This is a genomic window from Streptomyces sp. NPDC006733 (assembly GCF_040636125.1).
In the GTDB taxonomy this organism is placed as follows: domain Bacteria; phylum Actinomycetota; class Actinomycetes; order Streptomycetales; family Streptomycetaceae; genus Actinacidiphila.
In genome coordinates, this window is sequence record NZ_JBEYJD010000009.1 from 166,212 (window position 1) to 192,952 (window position 26,741).

A 26,741-nucleotide genomic window follows, 5' to 3' on the forward strand; every position below is an offset into this window, starting at 1 on the left:
TGCTGCACGGCTTCTGCACGCGCGCGGGAGGAGCCTGGCCCGGTCAGCACACGAGCAGCTGCCGTCGCGCAGCAGCCGACGGGCGGCCGGGGCGCGGACCCCGACCCACACCAAGGGGGTCCAGCCATGGCGCTGGTCGTCACATTCACCGGGCGGGCACCGGTGGCCACCAGCGGGCCCTACGCCCGGTACGACCTGTGGACCTACACCGTGCAGCCGGCCCTGCCGTCGGACCTTGCGAACCTGCAGCGCCTCGCGCTGGCGATTCCCGCCGCGGTCGACGTCCAGGACCCGCGGCTGTTCCCCAATGTTCCGGCGCTGGCCGGGGCGTTCCTCGAACCGGACACCAATATCAGCCGCCAGTACGTGGGCAAGGTGCTCACCGGTCTCGGCCCGCAGACCATTTCCTTCGTCGCGCCGCCCGCGCAGGACGACCGGGAGGTGTTCTTGGTGGGCAAGAGCGCCGGCGGCCGCGCCTGGACGATCGTGCCGTTCGCGAAGATCGCGTCCGCCGACCCGGACAACCTGCAGATCATGCCGTCGCCGGCGCCGAGTTCCCGCGTGGTCACCGGCCGGCCGCTGCCCGACTTCACCGGCACGCTGCCCTACGCCAGCGAGGCGTTCGGCCTGTACCAGCCCCTGCTGGGGTGGCGCTCGCAGCGCACCGTCGGCCGCTTCCTGGACGGCATCGCCCGCGCCGATGAGGATCTGCTGGCGGTGGTCTCCCAGCGGATCACCCCGGACGCCGCAGTCTCCGACGGCGGGGTGATCATCCATGTTTCCGCGGCGGCGGACCCCGCGGCCACCGACCCGACGGTGACCGTACGGACCGGGTCGGCGCCGGCCCCCAAGCCTTATAGCCCTCTGATCGACTCGGCGCTGGCCGATGTGGTTCAGCAGAAGGTTAAGGACAAGGACCGGCGGGACCCGACGGTCTGGCTCCCGCTGCTCAAGCGCGCGGCACTGGACGCGACCTTGGCCACCGACGTCACCCCCGAGCTGCTGCGCCGTGCCGCGGCCGTCACCGACCCCGCGCAGCGCAAGTCGCTGCTCGCCGCCCTGGCCCGCAAGGAGTCCATGGTTGCGGGCCTGCTGAACTACCTGCTGGAACAGAGCCTCATTCCCACCCTGGCGGACCTGTTCACCGCCCCCGCGCCCGAGGTCGACGCCGCACGCTACCGCGGGGTGCAGCGCATGCTCGACCCGCTGGAGACCCTCTCCCGCGAGGAGGCGCTGAGCCGGGTCAGCCTCTCCCCGGTCGGGATCGTCCACCTGTTCCGCCAGTACTTCTTCGAGTTCGACACCTTCCTCGGCCCGCCCGTCCAACATGTCTGGCTCAGCCCCGGCGGCACCGTGGAACTGGTCGAAGCGCACACCCGCAAGACCATCGTGGAGCGCACGGTCGAGACGAGCGTGGAGAGCACGGAGAAGACGGACAAGGAGACCAAACAGCAGGACGATGTCTCCGAGGCGGTCAAGCAGGAGAACGAGAGCAGCACCAAACTGGGGTTCTCGGTATCGTCCAACCAGAAATGGGTCTGGGGCGACGCCAACGAGACCGCGACCATGGACATGACCGACACCCAGCGCCAGGCCCGGGAACAGACCCACAAGCAGATGCGCCAGCAGAGCGAGCGGCTCAGCACCGAGATCAAGCGCAGCTTCAAAACCACCTTCCGCACGTTCACCGAGACCACCGACAGCGCCAGCCGCCGATACGTGCTGCAGAACACCACGGACAAACTCGTCAACTACGAGCTGCGCCGCAAGATGCGCCGGGTCGGGGTCCAGGTCCAGGACCTGGGCACCCAACTGTGCTGGCAGAGCTACGTGGACGACCCGGGGCAAGAGCTCGGCCTGGCGAAACTGGTCCACCTCGCCGCGCCGCCGGACACCTCCGGCGCCGCCCCCGGCAACGAACTGCCGATGCCCGACGACTACACCGATGAGGTCACCGGCTCATTCGACCTGCCGGTCGACGGCTACATCAAATCGCACGGGCACGCCACCGGCATCTGGCTGTGCGATGTGGAAGTGCACCCCAAGGACGGCTACGCCTACCGCGAGCACGGCGCCTTGAAATGGGTCAGCGGCGGCTCCTTGAGCGTCAACATCGTCACCAACCGCAAGACCAACGACGGGGGGGTGCCGGATGGCACCCCCCTGCCCAAGGAACCGAGTCTGTCCGTCTACGTCACCGAAGGCCACGGCAAGGGCGGCGAACAGCTGCAGTTCACCATCCCCGTGAAGTACACCCCCACCGCGGCGCGCAAGCAGGAAGTCACCGACCGCAACGCGGCGCTGGCCAAGGAGCGCACCGTGGAGCTGGACCGGTTGCAGCGCGAAGCCTACATGAAGGCCGCCATCGAGCGGATCAACGCCGCCAGCCGGATCGAACCGCGCAGCTACGAGGTCCTGCGCGAGGAAGAGCGCGTCGTCGTCTACCGCCGCCTGCTCCAACACCTCCTGCAGGTAGGCGACTTCGTGCCGACCGACCCCCGGGTGCTGCATAAACTCTCCGAACTCGTCAGCTCGATTTTCGACGTGGAAGCGATGCTGTACTTCGTCGCCCCTGAGTGGTGGCGCCCGCGCCTGCACCACAGCCACCCGGTGTTCGCCCCCGAACTCGACGCGCTGCCCGACCCCCACGCCGATCCCGCGACGCAGCGCTCCCGGCTGCCCATCCCGATCATCGAGTCCTTCCGGCGCAAGCCCCCGGGCCTGGACGACCACGTCGTGGGCTGGTCCGACCGGCAGGACACCCAGCGGCAGGACAACTACTACATCACCGAAGAATCGGCGCCGGCCCACATGGGTAGCTCCCTGGGATGGCTGATGCAACTCGACGGCGACCACCAGCGCAACGCCTTCCTGAACGCGCCGTGGGTCAAGGCCGTCATCCCCATCCGCCCGGGCAAGGAACTTGCCGCCCTCAACTGGCTCAGTGACACCAGCATCGAGGGCTCCGAAGGCCTCGACGACCTGTACCAGCCGGCCTCCGCCGGCGAGAACGGCAGGATCCTCGACAAATTGCGCGCCTTCCCGTGGGCGGACCCCGACCTGGTCGTGCGCTACCAGCACCTGGACCCCGCCGCACTCACCGTCCGGGACGTCCTCCGCTACGTCGCGATCAGCGTGGTGGAAAAGCACCACGACGGGCAGAAGGTCGTCACCGAACGTCTCGAGGACGGGGTGACGCTCAACTACCTGCCGCCGGACAAGGTCTACGAGCACGGGTTCTACCCGCTGCAGGACGGCTTCATCGCCCAGACGCAAAAGCCCTACGAGGTGTTCGACCAGTGGGTCGAAGTCCTGCCCACCGATCAGGTGGCCGCCGCCCAGGTCACCTATCACCCGCAGACCGGCCAGCAGGTCTGAGGCCGACCATGCCCACCCCCGAACCGCCCCACATCCCCCCGGCGCAGCAGCCGCAGCGCCCCCGACCGCAGCACATGGCCGACCTTCCCGCGCCCCGCTCGTCCGGCCGCCAGGCCGCTGCCGGCGCGGACGAGCCCACCCTGCGGCTGCCCGCCGCAGCGCTGGATCCTCCGCCCCCGCCGGTCCCACCGGGCACCACCCGCCCCACGGCGGACTGCACCGAGGACGCCCGGGAAATGGCCAAACTGCCCCGACCCGTGCAAGGTCCGCAGCGCGGCCCGGCCCGCACCGGCAACCATTTCCCCGCGACCCGGGCCAACCAGGTGATCGGCTACACTACCGGCCGCTGCTGCTTCAACGACATCGCCGCCGCCATCGCCACAGCGACCCAGCCCGAACACCGGATCTACATCGCGGGCTGGTGGCTGCAGACTGACACCTGGCTGCGGGACCAGCCCCCACCACCGAGCACCGCGCCCTACTTGCTGTCCGACTTCGTGAAGTCCACCCCGGCCCAGGTACGCACCCTCACCTGGCGCCCACCCCTGGTCTTCGGCGACATCCCGAACAACCAGCCGTGGATCGACTTCGTGAACGGACTGCCCCACGGGGCCGCGCTCGGCGACGGCAAGCTCCCCGGCGTTACCACCTTGGGCCAGGGGAAGTTGCGAGTAGGGGTGCACCACCAGAAGATCGTGGTCGTGGTGGGCTACCGCGGCACGATCGCCTTCGTGGGTGGCATGGACCTGAACAACACCCGGATCAGCAACCAAGGCGTTGAACCCTTACACGACGTGCATGTGCGCCTGGCGGGACCGGGCGCCGTGCAGGTCCTGAAGACCTTCCAAGAGCGCTGGATGGACCACGCGCAGGCAGCGGCCCTGGAGGTCAGCCGCTTCGGGGCGAATCCCAACGCCCCGTTCCGCACCGCCTTCCCAGACCCCGCGCCCCTGACCGACACCCGCGTCCCCAGCGGCACCCTGCCAGCCGGCACCCACCCTCCGGACCGCGTCGTGCGCATCGGACGCACCTACGCCGACCTGCGCAAGTTCGGGGACAAGCCGGTCTACGCCTTCGCGCCCGACGGCGAATACAGCGCGCTGGACATGTTGATCGACGCCATCCGCCAGACCCGCCACACGATCTACGTCGAGGATCAGTACCTGTCGAGCGCGATCATCCGCGCCGAACTCCTCAAGAAGTTGGCGGACAAGAACTTCCAGTACCTGCTGATCCTCATGGCCAACTCGGACGCGATCAAGAGCAGCGAATTCGGGTACCTGCGCGTCTTCCGCAACGAGTACCGGCGCGACCTGTTCGCCCTCGACCCCAAACAGACCCGGTGGGGCATGTACGCGCTCAAGGACTGCCCGGACGCCACCCGCCGCTGGTTCGCCGGATCGTATGTGCACTCCAAAACCTGGATCTTCGACGACGAATACGTCCTCACCGGGTCAGCGAACTGCACTGACCGCAGCTACACCTTCGACAGTGAGATCGTGGCCGGCATCAGCGAAAGCGGATTCGTCCCCGCAGGCGCCGACAGCTTCGCCACCGCACTGCGCATCAACCTGTGGCACAAGCACCTCGGCGTGCCACACAGCCTGGTCCGCGACTGGCGCAGCGGGGCCAAACTGTGGAAGAAGCCCCCGCCGTCGGCCATGGTCTACGACGATGCGCAACCGGAAGAGGACCCCCTGCTGGGTGCCAAACTCCCCACCGACCCGGCCCAGGAGCGGGCCGTGCAGACCGGGCGGCTCTTCTACGACCCTGACGGGCTGCACTGAGCGCCGAACGGGCAAGCAGGGGCGCACTCCCGGGGACCGGAGGGTTGCGGCCCGACAACCGCGCTCGCTCCTCGACCGTCCCAGCACGTCCGGCGCCCGCGGGGGAGACCCTGCGGGCGCCGATGCTGCTGCGACCACCTCTGCGCCGGGACGTTCACACGCACCGGCGAATCAGCCGGAACAGTTCCGCATTGTGGTGCCGGCGGGCCCAAGCGATCAGGGCGAAGGGGATGATCAGGATCAGCGGTGTGACCGCGTAATGGCCACCCAGCGCGGTCACGGTGGTGATGAACGCCCCGATCATCAGCCCGATGAAGGCGGTGGCCGCGACGCCGGACAGGATAGGGATCAGCAGCGCGATCCCACCGGCCACCTCCAGGCTGCCGACGAAGTACATGAACCAATCACCGAAGCCGATCTTGTCGAAGCTTTCGACGGCGGCGCTCGCCGCGAGCAGCTTGGGCAGCCCGCTGGCGACGATGAAGAACAACGCGAGCACGACCTGCAACGTACGCAGCGCGATGCGGGCCTTGTGCCCAGGAGCGGCAATGGTGCTGGACGGGCCGGTGGTAGCGGAAGCGGTCGTGCGGGACAGAGCGGCCTGGGACATTGTCATCTCCTCTGCGGGAAGCACCTGTTGTGCTTTCAAAGAGGTAGACCGCACCCATGCGCGGAATTCATCGGCCGCAGTGACATTTCCTGCGCCAGGGCCGCAGTACCCATGGCATCGGAGGCGCTGCGACGAAGGCACGCACCGCATGGCTCAGTGGACCCCTGCCGCCCATGCGGACGGCGACGAGGCAAAACATCGAGGACCGACTTCCTTCCCAGGATGTCGGTGGCCATCGGCGGGGTGGGGGAAGCGCCGTCGCCCGGTCCGCAGGAGGCGACCCGGCTACCCCCGCCCGCGGGGCCAGTACCTCCCGGCTGCCGCCACCTGCGGGCCCCGGGACATGGCGGGAGAGGGCCTGCATAGAATTGGCCTCCTGAACCGAGCTCGAGGAGTAGTCGTGAGCCAGCCCGCGCCCGTAGGCCTGCAGCAGGAGATCGCCCGGGATCTCCACGTCGCCGCGACCTTCGATGCGGAGGTGGAGATTGAGCGCCGGGTGGCGTTCCTCGCCGAGCGGCTGACGAGCACCGGACTGCGGTCCTTGGTGCTCGGCATCAGTGGCGGGGTGGACTCCACCACCGCCGGCCGGCTGTGCCAGCTGGCCGTGGAGCGGGTCCGCAGCGGCGGGCACGACGCGACCTTCTACGCCATGCGGCTGCCGTACGGCGTGCAGGCCGATGAGCAGGACGCCCAGATTGCCCTCGACTTCATCCGCGCCGACCAGGTCTTGACCGTGAACATCAAGGCCGCGAGCGACGCCGCGGTCGAGGCCTGCCTGACGGGCGGGGTGGCGTTCCGCGACGAGCGGCACCAGGATTTCGTGCACGGCAACGTCAAGGCCCGGCAGCGGATGATCGTCCAGTACGCGGTGGCGGGGGCACAGGACGGGCTGGTGGTGGGCACTGATCACGCGGCCGAGGCGGTCTCCGGGTTCTTCACCAAGTTCGGCGACGGCGCGGCGGACGTGCTGCCGCTTGCGGGGCTGATCAAGCGCCGGGTGCGTGCCGTCGCGGAGGCACTGGGGGCCCCGGCCTCACTGGTGTGGAAGGTACCGACGGCCGACCTCGAAACGCTGGATGAGGGCAAGGCCGACGAGGACGCGCTCGGGGTGACGTACGACGAGATCGACGACTTCCTGGAGGGCAAGCCGGTGAGCGAGCGCGCCTTCGAGACGATCGCGCGCCGGTACCGGGCGACGGAGCACAAGCGCCAGCTGCCGGTGGCTCCACCCCTGGGATGACTCTCACGCTCGGCATCACCGCCGATAGGGGTGCCGGTCGAGTTTCTGACGGATGAGCAAGCCGCGAAGTATGCGGCGTACGACGGGGCGCCGTCCCGTTCGGAGTTGGAGCGGCTCTTCTTCCTGGATGACGCGGACCGGGCGTTGATCGAGCCGGAGCGGCGGGCCCACAACCGGATCGGGTTCGCGGTACAGATGACCACGGTGCGGTTCCTCGGGGTTTTCCTGGACGATCCGACGGACGTGCTCGCGGAGGTGGTGGATTACCTCACCGAGCAGTTGGGCGTCGTGGACGCGTCGGCGTTTAAGGCCTACGGCGGGCGGGAGAACACCCGACTCGATCACTTCCGTGAGCTGCGGCGGGTCCTGGAGTACACGGAATTCGCCGAGGCGGAGGCTGACCTGCGGCATGGGAGGAGGCGCGGGCCTGGGCGACCGGAGAGAGCCCGAAGACGCTGTCCGACGCGGCAGCGGGGTGGTTCCGTGAGCGGCGGGTGCTGCTGCCGGGGGTGACGACGCTGGCTCGGCTGGTGGCCGCGGTGAGGGAAGCGGGAACCAGCGGCAGCGGGACACCCTCTATGGGCTGCTGAGCACTGGTCAGCGAGCTGTGCTGGACTCCCTGCTGACGGTGCCGCCGGGCGCCCGAGTGTCGGAGCTGGACCGGCTGCGCCGTGGTCCGGCGCATATATCCGGGCCACAGATGAAGTGGGCGTTAGAGCGGGCGAGATCGCGGCCTTTGGGATGGGTGAGGCAGATGTCTCCGCGATACCGCCGCGGCGGCTGGCGGAGCTGTCGCGGTACGGAGTCGACGGCAAGGCATCGCCGCTCAGGCGGCACGGTGACTCCCGGCGCCTGGCCACGCTGCTGACCACCGCGGTCTACCTGACCTCCCGGGCGATCGCTGACGCCCTGGGCCTGCTGGAGGTGCTACTGACCTTGAAGTTGTCTTGTCGTAGGGGCTGACGATCGGTGATCGGCGCGGTATGCCGGGTGTATGAGGTATCCGCAGGGTGGGGGCCTGACCGCGGAGAGGCAAGCGTTCCGTGAGCGGGTCCGGATGGAAGCGGTCGCGATGTTCGCCGCAGGTCGGGGCAGTAGCGGCGATGCTCTTGTAGGTTGCCCCGGGTGTGGACTCGTACAGGGCCACGGCATCGGCCTTGAACTCGTCCGAGTAGTCATTCATCGCCATCGGCGGTCTTCTCGCTTCCTCCGGATCCGTCAAGATCCAGTATCAGCGTGTCCACCACTCAGGGGGAGGCCCCATCCTGCGGATCACCGTCTCCATCCACACCGGCGCCGTCCGCGTGTACGGCGTGATCCGGATGCTGTTCCGCGACGGCCGCCCAACCCCCTCGGCGACGCAACCGCCCACTACGGGCGGATCTCCAAGGTCCTGCATGGCAGCTCTACCAGCGCTACCAGGACCGCGTGGAGGATCAGATCGGGCCCTGGGCCTGGTTCTCAATGCTCTCGTCCTCAGCACTCGCAGCATGGACGCCGCGGTCAACCAGCTGCGCGCGGACGCATTCGACGTCCGCGACGAGGACGCCGCCCCCCTCTCCCGTTTGTGCGGCACCACATCCACATGCTCGGCCGCTACTCCTTCCAGCTGCCGGAGCTACCCGGCGGAATGCGGACTCTGCGCGACCTGTAGGCCGCCCAGGACGAGTGACCCGCGTCTTAGCCGCCTCCCATTCCGCGTCAGTACTGGTCAGTGGCCTGGAGCGGGTACAGCGTGTCCTCACGAGTGACAGCTTTGTGTACCCGCTCCGTCCGACCAGGCCCGGTGGGCTTTCGTGCCCCGAGTTGCACGTTCAGGTGACCGCAGCACCGAACCACCGGGGAAGCCGGTCGAGCAGATCCTGTTGATCGTCACCAACCCACGCCACGTGGCCGTCCGGCCGCAGCAGCACCGCGGGCGCGTCCAGTTCTTCGCTGATGTCGGCGACATGGTCGACTCGATCTGCCCAGCCTGCCACCGAGAGGCGGCCCGTCTGATCGAGCAGCAGCCCGCGGCCGCCATGCATCAGCTCATAGAGGCGACCCCGTTTCAGCCCCATGTCCCGCAACCGTCGGCCAAGCAGTTCGTGCCCCTCGCCGAGGTCGTAGCGGACCTCGATCGCAGTGATCTTCTCCATCAGATACCGGTTCACCTCCCCGAAGTCCATCAATTCCGACACCAGCCGACGCACTGCTTGGGGACCCGGCTCGACGGACATCAGCTCCATCTGCGCGCGGGTGTTGTCCAGCACATCGGCGGCCACCGGGTGTCGTTCGGTGTGGTAGCTGTCCAGCAGTCCCTCCGGTGCCCAACCGTTGACTTCGGCGGCCAGCTTCCAGCCGAGATTGAACGCGTCCTGGATGCCGAGGTTGAGCCCCTGCCCGCCGGTCGGCGGGTGGATGTGCGCCGCGTCGCCGGCCAGCAGCACCCGGCCGGTCCGGTAGCGCTCGGCCAGCCGAGTGGCGTCGCCGAAGCGAGAGAGCCAGCGCGGTGAGTGCACGCCGAAATCGGTGCCGGCGAGCCTCTGCACCTGCCGCTTCAGCTCGTCCAGGGTCGGCGGGACCGTGCGGTCCTCGGCCACCCCTTCGGCGGGCGCTACGAGGCGGTACACCCCGTCCCCGAGGGGCACGGCGCCGAACCGCTGGTGGGTCTTGCGCACTTCGGCCATCACGGCGTTCAGCGTGTCCGGCAGCGCGGTCACCTCCACCTCGCCCAGCAGCGTCTCGACCCTGGAGGGCTCGCCGGGGAAGCCGACACCGAGCAGCTTGCGCACCGTGCTGCGGCCGCCGTCACAACCGACGAGGTAGCGCGAGCGCAGCCGCGTGCCGTCGGCAAGTTCTGCGGCCACCCCGTGTTCGTCCTGGCTCAGCCCGACGAGTTCGCAGCCGCGCCGGATCTCGACGCCAAGGTCGGTGGCGTGCTCGGCAAGCAGGCGATCGGTGGTGGTCTGCGGAATGCCGAGCGTGTATGGATGCGCGGTGTCCAGCTGGTGCGGCGCTGGTTTGTTTATGGCGGCGAAGAAACCACCAACCGGGTGCTGCTTACCAAGCGCGAGGAACCGCTCCAGCAGACCGCGCTGGTCCAATACCTCGATGCTGCGCGTGTGCAGGCCGAGCGAGCGGACGATCCTGGTCGGCTCCGCCTCCTTCTCCAGCACGAGCGCGTGCACGCCGTTCAGCCGTAACTCGCCGGCCAGCATCAAACCGGTCGGTCCGCCGCCGGCAACGATCACATCAATCATGAACCCCTCCATTCAACAAGGTTGCATTTCGGCCAGCAGCTCTACGCAATCCGTCAGCGCGCACACCCGGTCCTCCGCGCCGCGTGCCTGCAACAACACCGCACGTCCCACCAGCGGTTTCGCATCCTGCAGAACCCACAGTTGACAAAGGCGCACGTGCTTCGCGAATTCCTGATCTTCCCAACCTCTGGCCTTGGCCGACGATTCTGCGCCACGCCCCGGGCCTTGCCGCAAGGCCCCCCGTGCGCTATAAGTTGAGAGTGGCAAGGAGTAAGTAACCTCCTTGCCCTTTGCCTTTTGCCTTCCGTTGCGGATGGACAATCCCCTCCCGCATGGAGGCCCATCTTCGAGCGGGCCGGGGTCCCGGAGTCCGGCACTGCCGGACGCTTGGCCCACGCCGGGACCATCGGCCCCTCGTAGCCGCGCTCACGGCACCAGCGGAGCCAGAACAGCACCGCCGCCCGACGGGCGTTCTAGGTGTTCACTGCCGCGGTGCCCCATAGCAGTTCTAGGGCCGCGCCGATCTCATCGTCCGCCCCCGACGCCAGCGGCCGCGCGTCGCCGAGCCGTTCGGCGGTCTTCCCAGCTCCGGTCCCATAGTTCCAGACCGTGTCCGGATTGCCGAGCAAGTCGAGGAACACGCCTGCCGCCGCCCGGATGGTCAGCGCCTTCCCGGTCGGCAGCTCTACGACTGTGGGCAGAACTTCCTCCCTCACCACAGATAACAAAGCGGCTTCACACAGCGGCCGTAGAACGTCACCGCAGGTGACGGATTACGCCACCGCAGATATTGGGGTGATATCTGTGTGAGACTTCAGAAGCAGCCGGTCACCGACGCTCCACCGGTCGCCCATCAGGACCGACGAAGGCTCAGCGCCGGTTTTCGGTCCGATGTTCCTCAACCCCCGATACCCGCTCGGGCCGAGGGCCGCTGGCGACAACAGCCCGACCAGCACGGCGCTGCGGTGATGTCGACGGGCCGCCGCTCAGCTGATATGGGCGGCGATGGTCCGGGCGCACTCCATCGACTCCGTCCGCGTGGTGTCCACCTGCAGGTCGTAGACCACGCCCTGATGGGCCAGGTCCGCCTGGGATGCGGCCATGCCGACAGTGCGGTCGCCTCGTGCGACCTCACGGCCCGCGGCGACCGCCGCGTCGCATCGGACCCCGACCCACAGCACGCGCAGGTCGCGCAGCGCCCGCTGCCACCGCTGCTGCGAGGCCGCTCCGCCGAGGAAGACCTCGTCGACGATGACGCGGGCGCCCGCACGGGCCATCGCGGCGACTCCTTCGATCCAGGCCGCTTCCAGCGTCCGGAACTCCGGCCCGACGATGACCTCTCCGTCCGGAGCGAACTCGATCCCCGCATCCGATGCCTGCAGGGCCGCGGGCATCGCGTCCACCAGGGTGTCGGTCCCCAGCGCCAGCCAGGGATCGGGCAGGACCGCCTGCAGGCACCGGGCGATCCCGGACTTCCCGGAGCTGGACCCGCCGTTGAGGACGATCACTTCGGTCATCACCGTGCCACAGTAGAGGCACTCCCGCCGCCCCCGAAACAGGTTTCCGCAAGCGCCATCGGCCGCCTCCGCCCAGCTTCTCGTCCCGGTCACGGGGCAGGCAACCAGGCGGGTCAGAGCTCGGGGGATCTCTAGAGGGCGGGCTGGACCACCGGCGCCGGCTGGGGGGCTGCCGCGTCCTCGAGTGCCGCGAGGCGCTTGATCTTTTTGCGTACGACGTACAGCGGGATGACACCGAAGGCGCCGAACGACATGTCGATGACCGACCACCAAACGGGGATGCCGCGGATGGGCCCGCAGATCAGCGCCAGCGGGATGATCCCCGCGCAGGCGATCATCCCGAACTCGACGACCCAGATGTTGCGGACCGGGTCGCGGTAGGGCCCGTAGAACGCCACGGCGATGACGAGGTGGGCGAAGGCCAGCCAGTCGGTCCCGTACAGCAGGAAGGGGTAGTCGGTGTCGGCCGTGTCGAGCCCGGTGCGGACGCGGGTGATCCAGCGGGTGAGGGCGGGGAACCAGTCGCCGAGAGCGGTGGACCCCAGCAGGCTGTCGGCCCAACGCACTTCGTGGACCAGCGGAAAGGCCGTCAAGCCGCTGAGCGCGAGGCAGACGATGAACAGGACGAGCCAGGCGCGTATCTGCCGCAGGGCAGCTCTTCGTTCGCTCATGGCCGCAGCGTACCGCAGTTTTGAACGTGTTCAATAGAGGAGTGTCGGCGGTTGCATCACGGCCCGGGGCACCGCTGATGAGGGAGCGCGTAGGGCCGCACCGGCGGCGCCCTGCGGCCACCGGGCGCCGACCGGATCGATCGTGAGGGGAGGGCAGTAGGCCGACTCGACCGACGGCGGCCGCCGGATGCCCGGGCCTGTACGCCGACCCGCGGGCTCCGTCGTGCGGCATCCGCTGCCGGAGAGGGCGGGTGCCTACTCGAAGCGGGCGGGGTCGCCCGCCCCGCGGCGGAGGATCTCGGGCTCGCCGTTGGAGAAGTCGATGACGGTGGTGGGCTCGGTGCCGCAGTCGCCGGAGTCGACCACCGCGTCGACCGCGTGGTCGAGCAGTTCCTTGATCTCCCAGCCCTGCGTCATCGGTTCGGACTCGCCGGGCAGCAGCAGCGTGCTGGAGACGAGCGGTTCGCCGAGCTCGGCGAGCAGCGCCTGCGTCACGACGTGGTCCGGGATGCGCACGCCGACGGTCCGCTTCTTGGGGTGCTGCAGCTGGCGCGGTACTTCCTTCGTCGCGGGAAGGATGAAGGTGTAGCTGCCCGGTGTCGCGGCCTTGATGGCGCGGAACACGTCGTTGTCGATCTGGACGAACTGCCCCAGCTGCGAGAAATTCTGGCAGATCAGGGTGAAGTGGTGCCGGTCATCGAGGTTCCGGATCGACCGGATGCGCTCGATGCCCTCGCGGTTGCCCAGCCGGCAGCCCAGTGCGTAGCAGGAGTCCGTCGGGTACGCGACCAGCGCGCCGGAGCGAATGCTGTCGGCCACGCCGCTGATGATGCGCGGCTGGGGGTTTGCGGGATGTACGTCGAAGTATCGTGCCATCGGGCAAGACTAAGGGTTGCCGTGTGCAGGAATCGCCGTCTGATCGGGGGGGGTTGCGCGACCCCGGTCGGGCGCGCCGGCGCGACGAGCGCGACGGTCCTGGCCGCGCTCGGACCCTGCCGCCGGAGTGGTGCGGGCACGGTCGTCGGCGTGGGCGCGCCGGTGGGGCGGCACCGGGTGGAACCACCCGGAAGGGTCGCGGGCGGCCGGATCGCGCGGGGCGGTCTTGGGCAGGGTCCCAACAACGGCTCCGGGGTGCTGTGCAGAGGTACACAGGGCCGGGTGGACGCTGCCCCTCGCCCGTAGCGTGCCGGCATGACAACCGATGCGCGCGTCTGCGACCTCCGCACTTCCGACGATCTGACCTTGCGTTACTACGCCTGGGGCGAGGCCGGCGAGCTGCCGCCCGTCCTGCTGCTGCACGGGTTCGCGGTGCACGCCCGCAGCAACTGGGAGGACCCCGGGGTGGTCGCCGCGCTGCTCGGTGACGGCCGCCACGTCCTGGCGCTCGACGCGCGCGGCCACGGCGCGTCGGACCGGCCGCACGACCCGGCACGGTACGGGGAGGAGCGGATGGCCCGGGACGTGACGGAGTTGCTCGACGTCCTCGGCGTGGACGCGGTCCACCTGGTGGGCTACTCGATGGGGGCCGTGGTCGCGCTGCTGGCGACCGCCGCCGATCCGCGCGTCACCCGGCTGGTCTCCGGCGGCGTCGGCGCGGGCGTCGTGGAGGTCGGGGGCCTGGACCGGCGGGCGATCCCGACGGAACTGGTGACCGCGGCACTGACCGCCGAGAACCCGGCGAACGCACCAGCCGAAGCCGCCGGATTCCGGCTGCTCGCGGACGCGATGGGGGCCGACCGGCAGGCGCTCATCGCGCAGCTCTCGGCGGCGTTCCGGGGGCCGATGCCGCTGGCGGACATCCGGGTGCCGTCCCTGGTCCTCGCCGGCTCCGAGGACCCGCTGGCGGTGCGGCCGGCAGTTCTCGCGGACGCCATCGCCGGGGCGGAGTTGACCGTGCTGCCCGGCGACCACCTCACAGTGGTCCGCCATCCCCGGTTCGCGCCGACCGTGGCCGCGTTCCTGTCCGCGCCGGACGCGCGCGGCTGAACTCCTGCCCCGCGCGGAGCCGGCACCGGGACGTGACGCGGGGGCCGACCGGGCGCGGAGCACGCAACGGCACGCACCGGCCCCGTCCCCCGCTCACGGGGGAGTGAGGTGCGGGGCCGGTTGGGCCACCGAGGGCAGCGGACGCCGGCGGCGCCGGGTGGCTGTGCCCTGCCGGCGTCAGCTGAGCGACTTCACCGACGCCGCGTCGAACGCCTTCAGCTCGCCCAGGCGCCCGTCGAGCACCTTCGCGGCCCATTCCGGGTCCTGGAGCAGCGCGCGGCCGATGGCGACCATGTCGAACTCGTCGGTCTCCAGGCGGTCGAGGAGGTCGTCGATGCCCTTGGTGGCGGCGCCTTCGCCCTGGAAGGACTTGTGGAAGTCGCCGTCCAGGCCGACCGAGCCGACGGTGATGGTGGGCTTGCCGGTGAGCTTCTTCGTCCAGCCGGCCAGGTTCAGGTCGGCGCCGTCGAACTCCGGGTGCCAGTAGCGGCGCGTGGAGGCGTGGAAGACGTCCACGCCGGCGTCCACCAGCGGGGTCAGGATCGCCTCGAGTTCCTGCGGGGTCTCGGCGAGGCGGGCGCGGTAGTCCTGCTGCTTCCACTGCGAGTAGCGGAAGAGGATGGGGAAGGTGGGGGAGACGGCGGCGCGGACCGCGGCTGCGATCTCCGCGGCGAACTTCGTCCGGGCCACCGGGTCGCCGCCGTACGCGTCGGTGCGGCGGTTGGTGCCCGCCCACAGGAACTGGTCGATCAGGTAGCCGTGTGCGCCGTGCAGCTCGACCCCGTCGAACCCGAGGCGCTCGGCGTCGGCCGCCGCCGTCGCGAACGCCTGGACGACGTCATCGAGGTCCTGCTGCGTCATCGCCTTGCCGGTGACCTCGGCGCCCTCGGTGGTGATGCCGGACGGCCCCACCGCCGGGGCGTCCGCGAAGGGGGGATCGCCCGCGTTGCGCACCATGCCGATGTGCCACAGCTGCGGCACGATCGCACCGCCGACCGCGTGCACGGCCTCGGCGACCTTCGCCCAGCCCGCCAGCTCCGCCTCACCGTGGAAGCGCGGAACACGGTCGCTCTGCCCGGCCGACGCGTGACCCACGTACGTGCCCTCGGTGATGACCAGGCCGACGCCCGCCGCGGCGCGGCGCGCGTAGTACGAGGCCACGTCCTCGCCGGGCACACCGCCGGGGGAGAACATCCGGGTCATGGGGGCCATTGCGATCCGGTTCCGGACGGTCAGGCCGTTGAGCGATACCGGCCGGGACAGGATCCGGGCCGCGCGGTCAGCAGATTCGGTGGCGGTGGTGGTCACAAGGGCTCCGTGTAGGACGAGGGACAGGGCGAACGCTGAGAAGATGATGCGTAACGGTCGGTATGTGCTTGTGCATCAATATCCCTGATGCCAACGGATCCGCACGCCCGGGGATTCCACCGCCCGGGCCCATAGCGCTGTGATCTCCGATACAACCAGGTCAGGGGCGGTCGGCTGACCGGTCCCGCGAGGTGCGGGGCTGCCAACCATGGCCTTTCGTCCCGGGCCGGCGGATGTCGGACCGCCGCCCGGACGGACTGTCGCCGACGGGTGGGCGCCGACACCTCGGGGTGCACGATCCGCGACCTCCGCAGGACGACGGCTGCGCCCGGCCCGAGGAGTACGGCCCGAGACGCCCCATCACCCTTCCCCACCGGGGCCGGCGGCACCGGTCGGGCAGTGGGGGACCGGCCGAGGGCTCACGAGCGGACCGCTCCGCGCCCGCGTCAGGGGGACGCGATGGCGGCCTGGCCGGCGACGGCGGCGAGGCGGAGCTTGGTCTCGTCCTCGCTGCCGGGTGCGGCCGTCATGATGACGATCTTGAGGTCGGAGTCGCCGTCGGTCAGGATGTCGCAGTCCACGGTGACCGGTCCCACCGCGGGATGGTGGATCGTCTTCTGGTTCTCGCGGTGGGCGGCCACGCCGCCGGTCGCCCACCGCGCGGCGAACCGTGGGTTGGCGCTCAGATCACGGATCAGTGCGGTGAGGCGCCGGTCCTGCGGGTAGCGGCCGGTGGCACGGCGCAGGTCGGCGACGACGGCGGCATCGGTGGCCTCCCGGTCCGCCTCGGTGACCGGCCACCGGGCGAGGTGGGCGGGCCCGTCGTCGACGGGAAACCGGTCGCGGGCGAAGTTGCGCAGCCGCGCCGGGGCGGCGGAGGGGTCGCCCACGAGGCCGGCCCACCCGCGGTTGCGCCACACCAGCTGCCAGTCCGCCGCGAACACGGCGACCGCGACGTCCCCGAGCCGGGCGAGCACCCGTTGCACGCCGGGCGTCAGGTGGTCGGAGATCGTGCCGTCCGCCGGCGGGGCGAGCTGCGCCAGCCGGTACAGATGGTCGCGTTCGGCCGTGGACAGTTGCAAGGCGCGTGCCAGAGAGGCCACCACGGGCGCCGACGGAGTGGTGGCGCGTCCCTGCTCCAGGCGCACGACGTAGTCGACGGACATTCCGGCGAGGTCGGCCAGCTCCTCGCGCCGCAGCCCGGCGGCGCGGCGTCCCGAGGCCGCGGGCAGCCCGACGGCCGACGGGGGCAGCCGGTCGCGCCAGGTGCGGAGCATCGCGCCCAGGCCGGTGTCGGGTGTCGTCGTCATGCCCTCCATTCTCCCCGCATTCCCGGCCGCAGGAGCGATGCGAGGGTGGTACGGCTCTTCCTACCGTCGCAGCGTCTCTGGTTCCTCACTCCCGGCCGCGTCACCATAGCGAACAAGACGTTTACCGACCCCGGCCCTTGTTGAAATTGCCGGAGCGGAATGTTCCCCGTTACCGCACAGGGAGAATGCAATGACTGACGACCAGAGTGCCTTGAACCGTCTGCTGGACGAGGCAGCGATCCGTGACACCATCGCTCGTTTCGCCGACGCCGCCACCCGAGGCGACAGCGAGCGTTTCCGCGCGACCTGGGCCTTCGACGCGGAGTGGACGATCGCTGAGAGCGTGCATGCCGTGGGCGTGGCCGACATCGTTTCCACGTTCCGCAAACTGCGCGACGGGAAGGAGTTCTTCGTGCAGTTCGCGGTGCAGGGACCGATCGACATCTCCGGTGACGAGGCGACGACCAGCATCATCTGTCACGAGGCCGCCCGCGGCCCGGGTGAGACGTACTACCGCAACCACAGCGTCACCGCCGATCGCCTGCGGCGCTCGGGGAGCGGCTGGGTCTTCACCAGTCGCTCCTTCCAGTACCTGTGGCTCGATACGTCGGCTTTCACGGGCACTTCCGTCCACCTGCCGGCCGGTTTCTGATACCGGTCGGCACCCGTTCCTCGACGCCCGAACACGGGGTGTCCGCAGCCTCGCCGAGGTCGCGAGCGGCGGATCGCCCCGCCGGTTCCCGCTCTCGCAGCCGCCGGCCTTCTGGACTCGCCCAGGAGGCCGGCGGGCATCGGAAGGGCTATTTGCGGTGGACGGATCGGCGGAATCATGCCCTCTGGTCAGCCGCTATGGATGCGGCCGTAGGTCACGGCCCGTCAAGTAAGTCAAGACTTATCTTGCGGGCACTGTAACCGTAGGGTGTGGCTCGAATCGAAGGAGCCCCCTGTTGCAGAAAATGAATGACCCCGCTGTGCGTGCCCTTGACGTGGAGCGGGACTATGTATCTTCCGTGTACGCGGTGCTCACCGAGCGGCTTTCGGAGGCGCGAGTTCACCGAGCGCGGGTATTGAAGACCCCGGCGGAAAGCGCCGGTGAGGCCTACGAGAGAGAAATGGCCGCCGAGCGTCTGGCCAAGGAGATCGGACGGCTCGAGGGCGCTGAAAAAGGGCTGGTCTTCGGGCGCATCGACGGGACGGATGGCACGGCCCTGCGCATCGGGCGGATCGGACTGCAGACGGAGGAGGACGACCTGCCGCTGCTCGTGGACTGGCGCGCCAACGCGGCACGGCCCTTCTACGAGGCGACACCGGTCCATCCGATGGGTCTGCGGCGGCGCCGGCACCTGCGCCTGGAGGAGCGCACCGTCATCGCGGTGAGCGATGAACTGCTGGACGGCACCGCCCCGACCGACGAGGACGTCGTGGGGGACGGCCCGTTGACCGAGGCCCTGGCGGCCCGGCGTACCGGCCAGATGCACGCGGCCGTCGCGACGCTGCAGGCCGAGCAGGACGAGATCGTCCGCTCCGCCCACCGCGGGGTGACCGTGGTGCAGGGCGGTCCGGGCACCGGCAAGACCGTCGTGGCCCTGCACCGGGCGGCCTATGTCCTGTACGCGTTCCCGCGCGCCGCGGAGGAGGGCGTCCTGGTGGTGGGCCCGAACGCCCGGTTCCTCGACTACATCTCCCACGTCCTCCCCTCGCTGGGCGAGAACGACGTCGTGCTGGCGACCTGCCGGGAACTGGCCGGCCTGTCCCCGGACCCGGGGGAGCGGGCGGACTCGTTCGCGACGGCGCGCCTGAAGGGCAGCACCGACCTCGCCGACGCGCTGGCCGGGCTGCTGCGCGTCCATCAAGCCCCCGCCGGTGACTTCACCGTGCGCGTCGGCCAGGAACGGGTGCAGCTGTCCGGCGAGGAGGTCGCCGCCGCACGCGACGCCGCCGTGGCCGCCGTACCGGGGCACAACCCCGCCCGCCAGGTGTTCCGGGAGCTATTGGTCGACGCCGTCACCGACGCGATGCACCGCGACATGGGCGACCTGCTGGAGCAGATCGACGCCGATACCGTCACGATGACCGGCCTGAACCTCGACCGGTTCACGGGAGTCGCCCAACGGCGCGTCGAAGGAGCGGCCGACGCGGGTCCGGCCCACGAACTGGACCTGGACGCGCTGCGCGCCGATCTTCTCGAGGACGCCGGCGTCGACCGCGCGGTCGAGGCGCTGTGGCCGCGGCTGGCACCCGGTGACCTCGTCACGGCGCTCCTGACGAACCCCGACGCGCTCGCCGAGCGCCTGCCAGGCCTGACCGCGCAGGAGCGGTCGCTTCTGCTGCGCGCTGCGGACGCGCCGTGGACCGATGCCGACGGGCCGTTGCTCGACGAGGCGGCGAGCCTGGTCGACGGGCCGCCCGAGCGCACGTACGGGCACGTCGTCGTCGACGAGGCACAGGAACTGACGGCCATGCAGTGGCGGATGCTCGTCCGCCGCTGTCCGGCACGGGCGATGACACTGGTGGGAGACTTCGCCCAGGCCGGGCCGGTCGCCACGGCCCGCGACTGGACGGAAGCCCTGAGCCCCCATGTGGGAGCGCGGTTCAACCTGCACAACCTGACCATCAGCTACCGCACCACGCAGGAGATCCTGGCCGGCGCCCGGGACCTGCTCACGCGGATCGCTCCGGACCAGCAGCCCACCCGATCCCTGCGCAGCGGCGAGCGCCCGCGCACCGTGACCACCTCGCCCGACGGATGGGTCGCCGCCGTCGGGCGGGAACTGCGCGCCCAGAGCGCGGCGCACCCGGGCGAACTGCTGGGCGTGCTCTGCGCGGACAGCCGGGTCGGCGAGCTGACGGCCCAGGGCATCGCTCAGCACGCCCGCATCGTGCCGGCGTCCGAAGCACGCGGCCTGGAATTCGACGGGGTCGTCGTCCTGCACCCCGAGGAGATCATCACTGCCCGCCCCGGTGGGGAACGGGACTTGTACGTCGCCCTGACCCGGGCCACCAAGCGCCTGTGCACCATTACCGTCGAGCCCGCCTGATGCCTCGTCCGGTGTGTGCGCGACCGGTCGGAGCTGCCGCATCCGTTGGCGGTGAGGAGGATCGGAGTCCGTGGTGACCGAGAATTTGGCTCAGACCCCACGGAGGCCTTTCCGCCCCGGTTCCGCGGATGCAAACCGGCCACCCCCCGCGACGGCCACGCTCCCGGAGCCCGAGGCACGGACGCCCACCGGCCCGATCAGCGCGATGGCGCCCTGGGGGTTGGTGAGGTGGGATGGCCGGATCTTTCCGGACACCGGCACGCGCGGGCTCTGGCCGAGACGGCCGGCCCCATCTCCCTTACTGCGGTCTGCCCGATCGATCTCGGTGACGACCGGGGTTCCGTCCCGACGAGGCCCCGGGGCCGTGCGCGCCCACCCGCGCGTTCGGCCCTCGCGCTCCAGGCGGGGTGCTTGACCCTCACGTGGCGTCAGGCTGCATAGTCGATGCCGTGGAAGATCACTGGACTGTCGGGCGCGTGGCCGAGCTGGGGGGCGTGAGCGTCCGCACGCTGCATCACTATGACGAGATCGGGCTCGTGCGCCCGTCAGCGCGGACCGCGGCCGGATACCGGGCTTACTCGGCAGGTGACGTGGAGCGGCTGCGGGAGGTGCTGGCCTACCGGCGGCTGGGCTTCGGCCTGCGGGAGGTCGCCGAACTGGTGGGCGACCCGTCCACCGACGCGGTCGCGCATCTGCGCCGGCTGCGCGGCATCCTGCTGGAGCGGCGCGACCGCGCCGATGCCATGGTCACGGCCATCGACCGGGAACTGACGGCACGAGCGAAGGGACTGCAGGTGACACCGGAAGAACAGCTGGAGATGCTCGGTGCACGGCTGTACGACGAGATCGGCGGCGCCTACACCGCGACCCGGCGCACCGAGCCGCGGATCGCCGCGCAGATCGTGGACGCGCTCGGGGACGCGCACACGGTCCTGAACGTCGGGGCCGGCACGGGCTCCTACGAGCCCTCCGACCGTGCGGTGACGGCCGTGGAACCGTCGGCGGTCATGCGGACACAGCGGCGTATCGGTGCGGCACCGTGCGTGGCCGCCGCCGCGGAGCGCCTGCCGTTCGAGGACCAGTCCTTCGACGCCGCCATGGCCGTCTCGACCGTTCACCATTGGGACGACCCGCTCGCGGGACTGCGCGAGATGCGGCGCGTGGCTCGCCGGGTGGTGGTGCTGACCTTCGACACTGACGCCCCCCGCTGGCCGGAGCGCTTCTGGTTGACCCGCGACTACCTGCCCGAGTTCGCCGAGATCCTCACGGACTTCCCCTCGCTCGGCGGGATGGCCGAGGCGATCGGCGCCCGCGCCGAGGCGGTCCCCGTTCCCTGGGACTGCACCGACGGCCTGTTCGAAGCGTACTGGCGCCGGCCGGAGGCGTATCTGCACGACCACGTGCGCCGCGCGATGTCGGTCTGGACGCGGGTCGGGCCGCAGGCCGAACACCGGGCCGTACGGAACCTCCGCGACGACCTCGATTCCGGCCGATGGGCCGAACGCAACCGCGACCTCACCGACCTCGATACGGTCGATCTCGGCCTGCGCCTGCTCATCGCCTGAACAGGGCAGTCTCCTGAGCCGTGACGGGGCTCCTGGCCGGCCGCCCCGCAGCGCGCGGTCGGCGTGGGCGGGGCGCCGTGGGCCAAACCGGTGTCGGGGAATGCGCACGGTGGGGGAGGGCCGGGTCACAGGCCGAAGGCGTCGCCCCCGATGAGGATGAGCAGGCCGATGGCGATCAGAACCAACGGCAGCAGGATGTGACCCCAGCGGGCCAGTACCCTGGCGATCACCGGGCGAGTGGCGAAGAAACGGCCTGCGTAGCACCACACCGCCACCCGCACGAGAAAGACCCCGGCGTACACGCCCATTCCACCGGTGCCGGAGGCCGCGAAGACCGGGATGTAGACGCCGATGTTGTCGCCGCCATTGGCGAAGGTCACCGCCGCCACCTCCAACGGGCTCGGCCCACCCTCCTTGGCCCGCGCTTCCTCCTCGTCCCCGCCGCCCCCGCGCCGGGCCCGCCACGCCTGCCAGGCGGCCTTGAGGCCCAGCACGAGCGGCAGCAGACCGAGATAGGGAAGGGCGGCCTCGGGCAGGAAGGTGGCCCCGAAGGCCGCGGCCACCGCCACGGCGAGGATCGCGGTGAAGCCCAGGTACTGGCCGACCATGATGCGGCGAGCGGAGCCGCGCTGCCCGGCGCCCTGGGCGAAGAGCAGCGCCAGGATCACGATGTCGTCGATGTTGGTGACGGCGAACAGCCCGGCTGCCTGTCCGACGATGCCTGGGTTTACGAGGGGGTGCTCTTTTCCGGTGGGGGCGCCCCGGTGACGCTATCGGGTCTTCGTACCGATTCCTGCCGGGGGCGCGGCATTCCGCAAGCAGCGTGATGCCACCTGCGAACGGTATGGGTGCTGACCGGGACCATCGATGGACTGTGCTGCAAGTCGCCGGAGTTTGACGGGATCGACGAGTTGGTACGGACCATTGCGCCGGTGTGACGGACGGCCCGGCACGTAACTCCGTACTGCCAGGCCGTCGGACAGGTCCGCGACCTCGAACGACATTCGCTGACTGCCGCGGCGTCCGGTTCCTATGACGGCGGTCGACGCCAGCCAACTGGCCGTCGTCGCCGGCTGTCCACTGCGCCTGCTGCGCAGTCTCGACACCGTGGCCGCCGGACTCATTCTCCTCTGGCGCTCCTGCAGCACCGAAGGCGTTGGCAACTGCATCGTCCTGCGGAAGCAGCGATGTCAAGCCGCATGCTTGTGCATCACGCTGAGGTAGTGCCGATCACGGTGCGGCACGTCGTGGTGCCGCCCAGGCACGCTGAAGACCGCACAGACGTCAGCGGGCTGAGTGAGGATGCTCGACTGCTCGCCGAAGGTGAGAGTGCTATTGCGCACATGCCGGCACCCGGCGTCGTCGAGGGTGGTGAGCAACTCCTCTCGGAGAACGGTGGCCTCGAACAATTCGGAATCCGGCAGGACGAGCGGCGGAAGGTGAGCGGTCGAACCGGCCGCAAGATTGATCCAGATTCCGCTGACGGCCCGCTGAGTGACCACCAGCTGCAGCCCGTCCCACGAGTAGGGATAGCCGTCGATTTCGGGCCCCATCAGCATGTGGGCCGGGTGCGGGCGCCCTGGGCCGAGGAGGTCTTCCGCCTCGGTCAGGGACATTCCGCAGCTCAGGGGGCCAACGCGCCCAGTGCGACAGAAACCGACAAGTACGTCTATCAAGGTCACGACAGCACTGTGGCACTTTCGAGGGAGGTCGCGCACCCCGATATCAGCGAGGCGCGGCCCTTGTCCCATCTCGCGACGGGCGGATGGCTGTCCTGGATTCGCTGGGCAGCAACCTCGACGGGAGAGATAGCACACGCGCATCATGGACACCGCGCTGACCCTCCGAGACAGCTTCCCACGGCCCGCCCCAGAAACCCCCCGGCGAGAGTTCAGAGCGCGCCCCCGGAGGGAGGGGGTCGTAGGATCGAAAGGGGGTTGCGGCAGAGCGGAAGACGTATGGACGTGACCGGTTGCGATGCGGTGTTCGCGGGCTCGATTCCCGAGTTCTACGACGAGTACCTCGTGCCGCTGATCTTCGAGCCCTACGCCGAGGATCTCGCGCGCCGGGTGGCGAATCTTGCTCCCGCCCAGGTACTGGAGATCGCGGCCGGCACGGGGGTCGTCACGCGCGCGGTCGCCCGAGCCCTGCCCGGGCCCGTGGACCTGGTGGCGACCGACCTCAATCAGGCGATGCTGGACCATGCCGAGGCTGTCGGCGCCGTGCGCCCGGTGCGGTGGCAGCAGGCGGACGCCCTGCGGTTGCCCTTCGCGGACGCGAGCTTCGATGTGGTGGCGTGCCAGTTCGGTGTGATGTTCTTCCCGGACACCGCCCGCGCGTTCGCCGAGGCGCGGCGCGCGTTGCGGCCCGGCGGAACCCTGCTGTTCAACGTATGGGATCGCATCGAGGAGAACGAGTTCGCCGACATCGTCACCCACACGCTCGCCGACGTATACCGGGAGGACCCTCCTCGCTTCCTGGCACGCACCCCGCACGGACACGCCGACCTGAACGTCTTCGTCAAAGACCTGGCGAAGGCGGGCTTCACCGCCGCACCCCACTGCGAGACGATCACCGCACGCAGCCGCGCGGCGTCGGCGCACGTGCCGGCACTCGCCTACTGCCAGGGGACACCGTTGCGTAGCGAGATCGAGGAACGCGCCGGCGCAGATCTGGCCGAGGCGACCGCGGCGTGCGCCGCCGCGATCGCGCAACGGTGTGGTCCGGGTCCGGTGGACGGCAGGATCCAGGCGCACGTGATCAGCATCGAGAACGTGTGACGGTCCGGGCTGCCTGCCGGGCGCGAACCGGTGGAGGCGATGACGGAGCTGCGTATCCGTCGAACCGCAGGGCGGTGCTCCTGCCGCCCCGTCAGGTTGCTGTCTGCTGCGGCTAGGGGGACCGGGCGCGATCCGTTCGGGGGCTCCGGCCATCCTCCCCCGTTCTGGCTACGCACGGGCAAGGGTGCGGAGCTGAGGTTGAATGACGTGATGGAACGTATCGAGGTTGAGCTGTTCACGGATCCGGGAAACGACACGGTCGTTCGGCTGCCGCCACGTCGGTTTCCCGGCGTGCTGATCCAGGGCGACTCCCTTTCGATCATCCGGGACGACGTCGCCGGCATCGTCAAGGCGTGCGACCAGGGCGACGTCAGCGAAGCCCGTGAGGCGGCGGCCTTCGTCCTCGCCGACCTCGACGAGTTGCTCGTGCGCTACAAGGCGGCGCTGCGGGCGCACAATATCCCGCTCCCCTTCTACGAGGCTCCGTGACCATCACGCGCATACGGAGTGGTAGCTGTGCGGTGCGTCAGACCCTGACACGGTCCAGCGCGGGCAGGAACTGGTCGTAGAAGGCGACCTTGAGTTGGAGGGACTGCTCCTCCAACTGCGTGAAGCAGTCCGTCGAGGGCTCGAGGGCGAGCAGTTCGGTCACGCGGGTGGCCAGGCGATCGGAGTGGCTGCCGGAGAGCAGGGACACGCTCGCGAGGGAGCGGGTCTTCGCGTCATGGACGTGGTGCGGGTAGTAGAAGCGGGAGTGGTTCTGCCCGTCGCGGGTCAGCAGGGGCTCCATGCGCGGCCACAGCTGTCCGTACTCGACGGAGACCAGCACCTCACCCCAGAAGCGCAGGATCGTCAGCAGCCGCAGATCGGAGTTGTCGTGGCCACCCGCGTCGGCGATCAGTTCGAAGGTGGCGGCGATGGCCTCGAGCGTTGCGTCCGTCGGCCGTGACGCCGTCAGGACCGCCCGGGTGACTCCGAGCCGGTACAGATCCGCCGTCGTGTCCTCGCGGTGTGAAGGGGTGTGCCCGTGCCCGTCGGGGTACTCCTCGCGCAGGATGATGCGGGCGATCCGCAGCCCGGCCTCGTCGCGCAAGAGGTCGATGGCCAGGTCGTAGGAGGCCGTGAACGCGAGGGACACGAAGCGCCGCTGGAGCAGGACCTCGGCGAAGTCCTCATCCGACAGCAGGGCGATGTTCGCCAGTACGGGGTGCTCCTTGAATTGCTCGATGAGAGCGTCCTCGAACGCGTCCAGGTCTCGCATGGCCGTGCCTTTCCACTTCAGGGGGTGATGGTGCGGATCGACGCGCGCCAGTCGCACAGATTCACGTCGCTGCCGATGCTCCATAACGTGGACAGTTCCCGCTGGACCTGCTGGCCCATCACGGTGTCCGCGCCGTCGATCTCGATCTGCGTGGAGTCGATGGCGAGTTGACCGTGCAGGAACGAGCTGACGAGGAAGTGCTCGTCGGCCTTGTACACGGCGATGGAGGGCAGGGAGTTGTACACCCGCACCTGCAGCCGGGTCCGGTCCGCTTCCTGGACGCCCAAGCTGAGCTCCGCCAGTCCCGCGAGGCAGCTTTCCACGCTCGCCCGCACGTCCACCGACAGGGCGGGGTCCCGGACGGTGCGCAGCGCCTCGTCGCGCAGGCCGGCCACCGGTGACGACGGGTGCAGCAGCAGGACGCGCACCGTGACCTGCTGGTCGACAATGGCTTTCTCCAACGCCCGCTTGAAGTGGTGCAGGTTGGGGATCCAGGTCTGCAGGATGGTCACGTCCTGGCCGGCGCCCTCCACGAACCGGGCGAACTCCTCCTCGGGGAAGCGCCCGTGCACTTTGATCACGCCGGCGTAGTGCTCCTGCTTGAGCTGGCGCGCGACGGCGTTGATGTCGAGCTTCGACAGGTGGGCCTGGACGTTGTCATCCAGCTTGGTGAGCTGTTCCTGCACGTCGTCGAGTTTGCGCAGCCGGTCGATTTCCAGGAGGAGGAACACGGTGACCGTGCTCAGGATGAGCAGGGTCACCTTGGGCAGGGCGCCTCCGGGCGCCAGCGCGTCGAGCCACCCCAGCAGGTCGGCGACCAGGACCACGATGCCCGATGCCGCCATCACGCCCAGGGCAACTCGTTCCACCCGATAGCGAAATTCGCTGTCCACGCCCACCCCAGCCCCTGGCCCGCCATCGTCGGCGACGACCGTACACCGCAGGACCGTTGCAACGTGGGCGTTCACGGCAAATGCCCGGGCGGCCCCGGTCGGGGCAGGGAAAGACCGGGCGGCGGGGCCCGGCGGCCGTCACCGGTGGTGCCGGC

At 69.8% G+C, this 26,741-nt stretch carries 20 protein-coding genes and 3 pseudogenes; 11 read left to right on the plus strand and 12 right to left on the minus strand.

Going from position 1 to position 26,741, the window contains the following annotated elements; all coding sequences use genetic code 11:
• Nucleotides 1-126: 126 nt before the first annotated feature.
• Nucleotides 127-3,378 carry a hypothetical protein gene (locus ABZ721_RS11045; RefSeq protein ID WP_358788322.1) on the plus strand — a complete coding sequence of 1,084 codons (3,252 nt, stop codon included), beginning with the start codon at nucleotides 127-129 and terminating at the stop codon, nucleotides 3,376-3,378.
• Between the two features lie 8 nt (nucleotides 3,379-3,386).
• Nucleotides 3,387-5,165, plus strand: coding sequence for a phospholipase D-like domain-containing protein (locus tag ABZ721_RS11050; RefSeq protein WP_358788323.1), 1,779 nt, complete (start codon nucleotides 3,387-3,389; stop codon nucleotides 5,163-5,165).
• A 154-nt stretch (nucleotides 5,166-5,319) separates the two neighbouring features.
• Here ABZ721_RS11050 and ABZ721_RS11055 read toward each other — a convergent pair whose 3' ends face one another.
• Nucleotides 5,320-5,775, minus strand: a complete 456-nt coding sequence (locus ABZ721_RS11055) for a DoxX family protein (protein ID WP_358788324.1) — start codon at nucleotides 5,773-5,775, stop codon at nucleotides 5,320-5,322.
• Nucleotides 5,776-6,175: 400 nt separating this feature from the next.
• On the opposite strand from ABZ721_RS11055, the gene nadE reads away from it, so the two are divergent.
• The 3 genes and pseudogenes from nadE to ABZ721_RS11070 all read left to right on the plus strand — a co-directional run.
• Nucleotides 6,176-7,015, plus strand: a complete 840-nt coding sequence (gene nadE / locus ABZ721_RS11060) for an ammonia-dependent NAD(+) synthetase (protein WP_358788325.1) — start codon at nucleotides 6,176-6,178, stop codon at nucleotides 7,013-7,015.
• A gap of 30 nt (nucleotides 7,016-7,045) precedes the next feature.
• Nucleotides 7,046-7,960 (plus strand): annotated as a pseudogene (locus ABZ721_RS11065) (DUF4158 domain-containing protein); the annotation flags it as partial.
• Nucleotides 7,961-8,277: 317 nt separating this feature from the next.
• Nucleotides 8,278-8,669, plus strand: a pseudogene (locus ABZ721_RS11070) (Tn3 family transposase); the annotation flags it as partial.
• A gap of 160 nt (nucleotides 8,670-8,829) precedes the next feature.
• On the opposite strand, the gene rox reads toward ABZ721_RS11070, so the two are convergent.
• From rox to ABZ721_RS11095, 5 genes and pseudogenes are all read right to left on the minus strand, one after another.
• A complete protein-coding gene (gene rox, locus ABZ721_RS11075; RefSeq protein ID WP_358788326.1) occupies nucleotides 8,830-10,257 on the minus strand; it encodes a rifampin monooxygenase in 1,428 nt (475 codons plus the stop codon).
• A gap of 335 nt (nucleotides 10,258-10,592) precedes the next feature.
• Nucleotides 10,593-10,958 (minus strand): annotated as a pseudogene (locus tag ABZ721_RS11080) (site-specific integrase); the annotation flags it as partial.
• 285 nt (nucleotides 10,959-11,243) lie between these two features.
• On the minus strand, nucleotides 11,244-11,774 hold the full coding sequence (gene cpt, locus ABZ721_RS11085; protein WP_358788345.1) for a chloramphenicol phosphotransferase CPT: 531 nt from the start codon (nucleotides 11,772-11,774) through the stop codon (nucleotides 11,244-11,246).
• 131 nt (nucleotides 11,775-11,905) lie between these two features.
• Nucleotides 11,906-12,445: a hypothetical protein gene (locus ABZ721_RS11090; protein ID WP_358788327.1), complete on the minus strand. Its 540-nt coding sequence runs from the start codon at nucleotides 12,443-12,445 to the stop codon at nucleotides 11,906-11,908.
• Between the two features lie 255 nt (nucleotides 12,446-12,700).
• Nucleotides 12,701-13,321, minus strand: coding sequence for an L-threonylcarbamoyladenylate synthase (locus tag ABZ721_RS11095; protein WP_358788328.1), 621 nt, complete (start codon nucleotides 13,319-13,321; stop codon nucleotides 12,701-12,703).
• A gap of 315 nt (nucleotides 13,322-13,636) precedes the next feature.
• Between ABZ721_RS11095 and ABZ721_RS11100 the strand changes: the two genes are divergently transcribed.
• Nucleotides 13,637-14,431 carry an alpha/beta fold hydrolase gene (locus ABZ721_RS11100; protein WP_358788329.1) on the plus strand — a complete coding sequence of 265 codons (795 nt, stop codon included), beginning with the start codon at nucleotides 13,637-13,639 and terminating at the stop codon, nucleotides 14,429-14,431.
• Between the two features lie 177 nt (nucleotides 14,432-14,608).
• Here ABZ721_RS11100 and ABZ721_RS11105 read toward each other — a convergent pair whose 3' ends face one another.
• Entirely contained in the window at nucleotides 14,609-15,739 is a 1,131-nt protein-coding gene (locus ABZ721_RS11105; protein WP_358788330.1) for an NADH:flavin oxidoreductase, read from the minus strand.
• A gap of 446 nt (nucleotides 15,740-16,185) precedes the next feature.
• A complete protein-coding gene (locus tag ABZ721_RS11110) occupies nucleotides 16,186-17,058 on the minus strand; it encodes a helix-turn-helix transcriptional regulator (protein ID WP_358788331.1) in 873 nt (290 codons plus the stop codon).
• Nucleotides 17,059-17,239: 181 nt separating this feature from the next.
• Between ABZ721_RS11110 and ABZ721_RS11115 the strand changes: the two genes are divergently transcribed.
• From ABZ721_RS11115 to ABZ721_RS11125, 3 genes are all read left to right on the plus strand, one after another.
• A complete protein-coding gene (locus ABZ721_RS11115; RefSeq protein ID WP_358788332.1) occupies nucleotides 17,240-17,701 on the plus strand; it encodes a nuclear transport factor 2 family protein in 462 nt (153 codons plus the stop codon).
• 304 nt (nucleotides 17,702-18,005) lie between these two features.
• On the plus strand, nucleotides 18,006-20,087 hold the full coding sequence (locus ABZ721_RS11120) for an AAA family ATPase (protein WP_358788333.1): 2,082 nt from the start codon (nucleotides 18,006-18,008) through the stop codon (nucleotides 20,085-20,087).
• A gap of 476 nt (nucleotides 20,088-20,563) precedes the next feature.
• Nucleotides 20,564-21,652, plus strand: coding sequence for a MerR family transcriptional regulator (locus tag ABZ721_RS11125; RefSeq protein ID WP_358788334.1), 1,089 nt, complete (start codon nucleotides 20,564-20,566; stop codon nucleotides 21,650-21,652).
• A gap of 125 nt (nucleotides 21,653-21,777) precedes the next feature.
• Here ABZ721_RS11125 and ABZ721_RS11130 read toward each other — a convergent pair whose 3' ends face one another.
• Nucleotides 21,778-22,371 carry a cadmium resistance transporter gene (locus ABZ721_RS11130; RefSeq protein ID WP_358788346.1) on the minus strand — a complete coding sequence of 198 codons (594 nt, stop codon included), beginning with the start codon at nucleotides 22,369-22,371 and terminating at the stop codon, nucleotides 21,778-21,780.
• A 471-nt stretch (nucleotides 22,372-22,842) separates the two neighbouring features.
• The gene (locus ABZ721_RS11135; protein WP_358788335.1) at nucleotides 22,843-23,268 is read right to left on the minus strand and encodes a hypothetical protein; all 426 of its coding nucleotides are present in this window, start codon (nucleotides 23,266-23,268) and stop codon (nucleotides 22,843-22,845) included.
• A gap of 342 nt (nucleotides 23,269-23,610) precedes the next feature.
• Here ABZ721_RS11135 and ABZ721_RS11140 point away from each other — a divergent pair, with 342 nt between their 5' ends.
• Nucleotides 23,611-24,432, plus strand: a complete 822-nt coding sequence (locus tag ABZ721_RS11140) for a class I SAM-dependent methyltransferase (protein WP_358788336.1) — start codon at nucleotides 23,611-23,613, stop codon at nucleotides 24,430-24,432.
• Nucleotides 24,433-24,642: 210 nt separating this feature from the next.
• Nucleotides 24,643-24,921, plus strand: a complete 279-nt coding sequence (locus ABZ721_RS11145) for a hypothetical protein (RefSeq protein ID WP_358788337.1) — start codon at nucleotides 24,643-24,645, stop codon at nucleotides 24,919-24,921.
• A gap of 37 nt (nucleotides 24,922-24,958) precedes the next feature.
• Here the strand turns inward: ABZ721_RS11145 and ABZ721_RS11150 are convergent, their stop codons facing one another.
• Together ABZ721_RS11150 and ABZ721_RS11155 are read right to left on the minus strand one after the other, a co-directional pair.
• Nucleotides 24,959-25,693 (minus strand): hypothetical protein, encoded by a 735-nt coding sequence (locus ABZ721_RS11150; protein WP_358788338.1) that lies wholly within the window; start codon nucleotides 25,691-25,693, stop codon nucleotides 24,959-24,961.
• A 17-nt stretch (nucleotides 25,694-25,710) separates the two neighbouring features.
• Complete coding sequence (locus tag ABZ721_RS11155; RefSeq protein WP_358788339.1) at nucleotides 25,711-26,562, minus strand: hypothetical protein; 852 nt, start codon at nucleotides 26,560-26,562, stop codon at nucleotides 25,711-25,713.
• Between the last annotated feature and the right edge of the window lie 179 nt (nucleotides 26,563-26,741).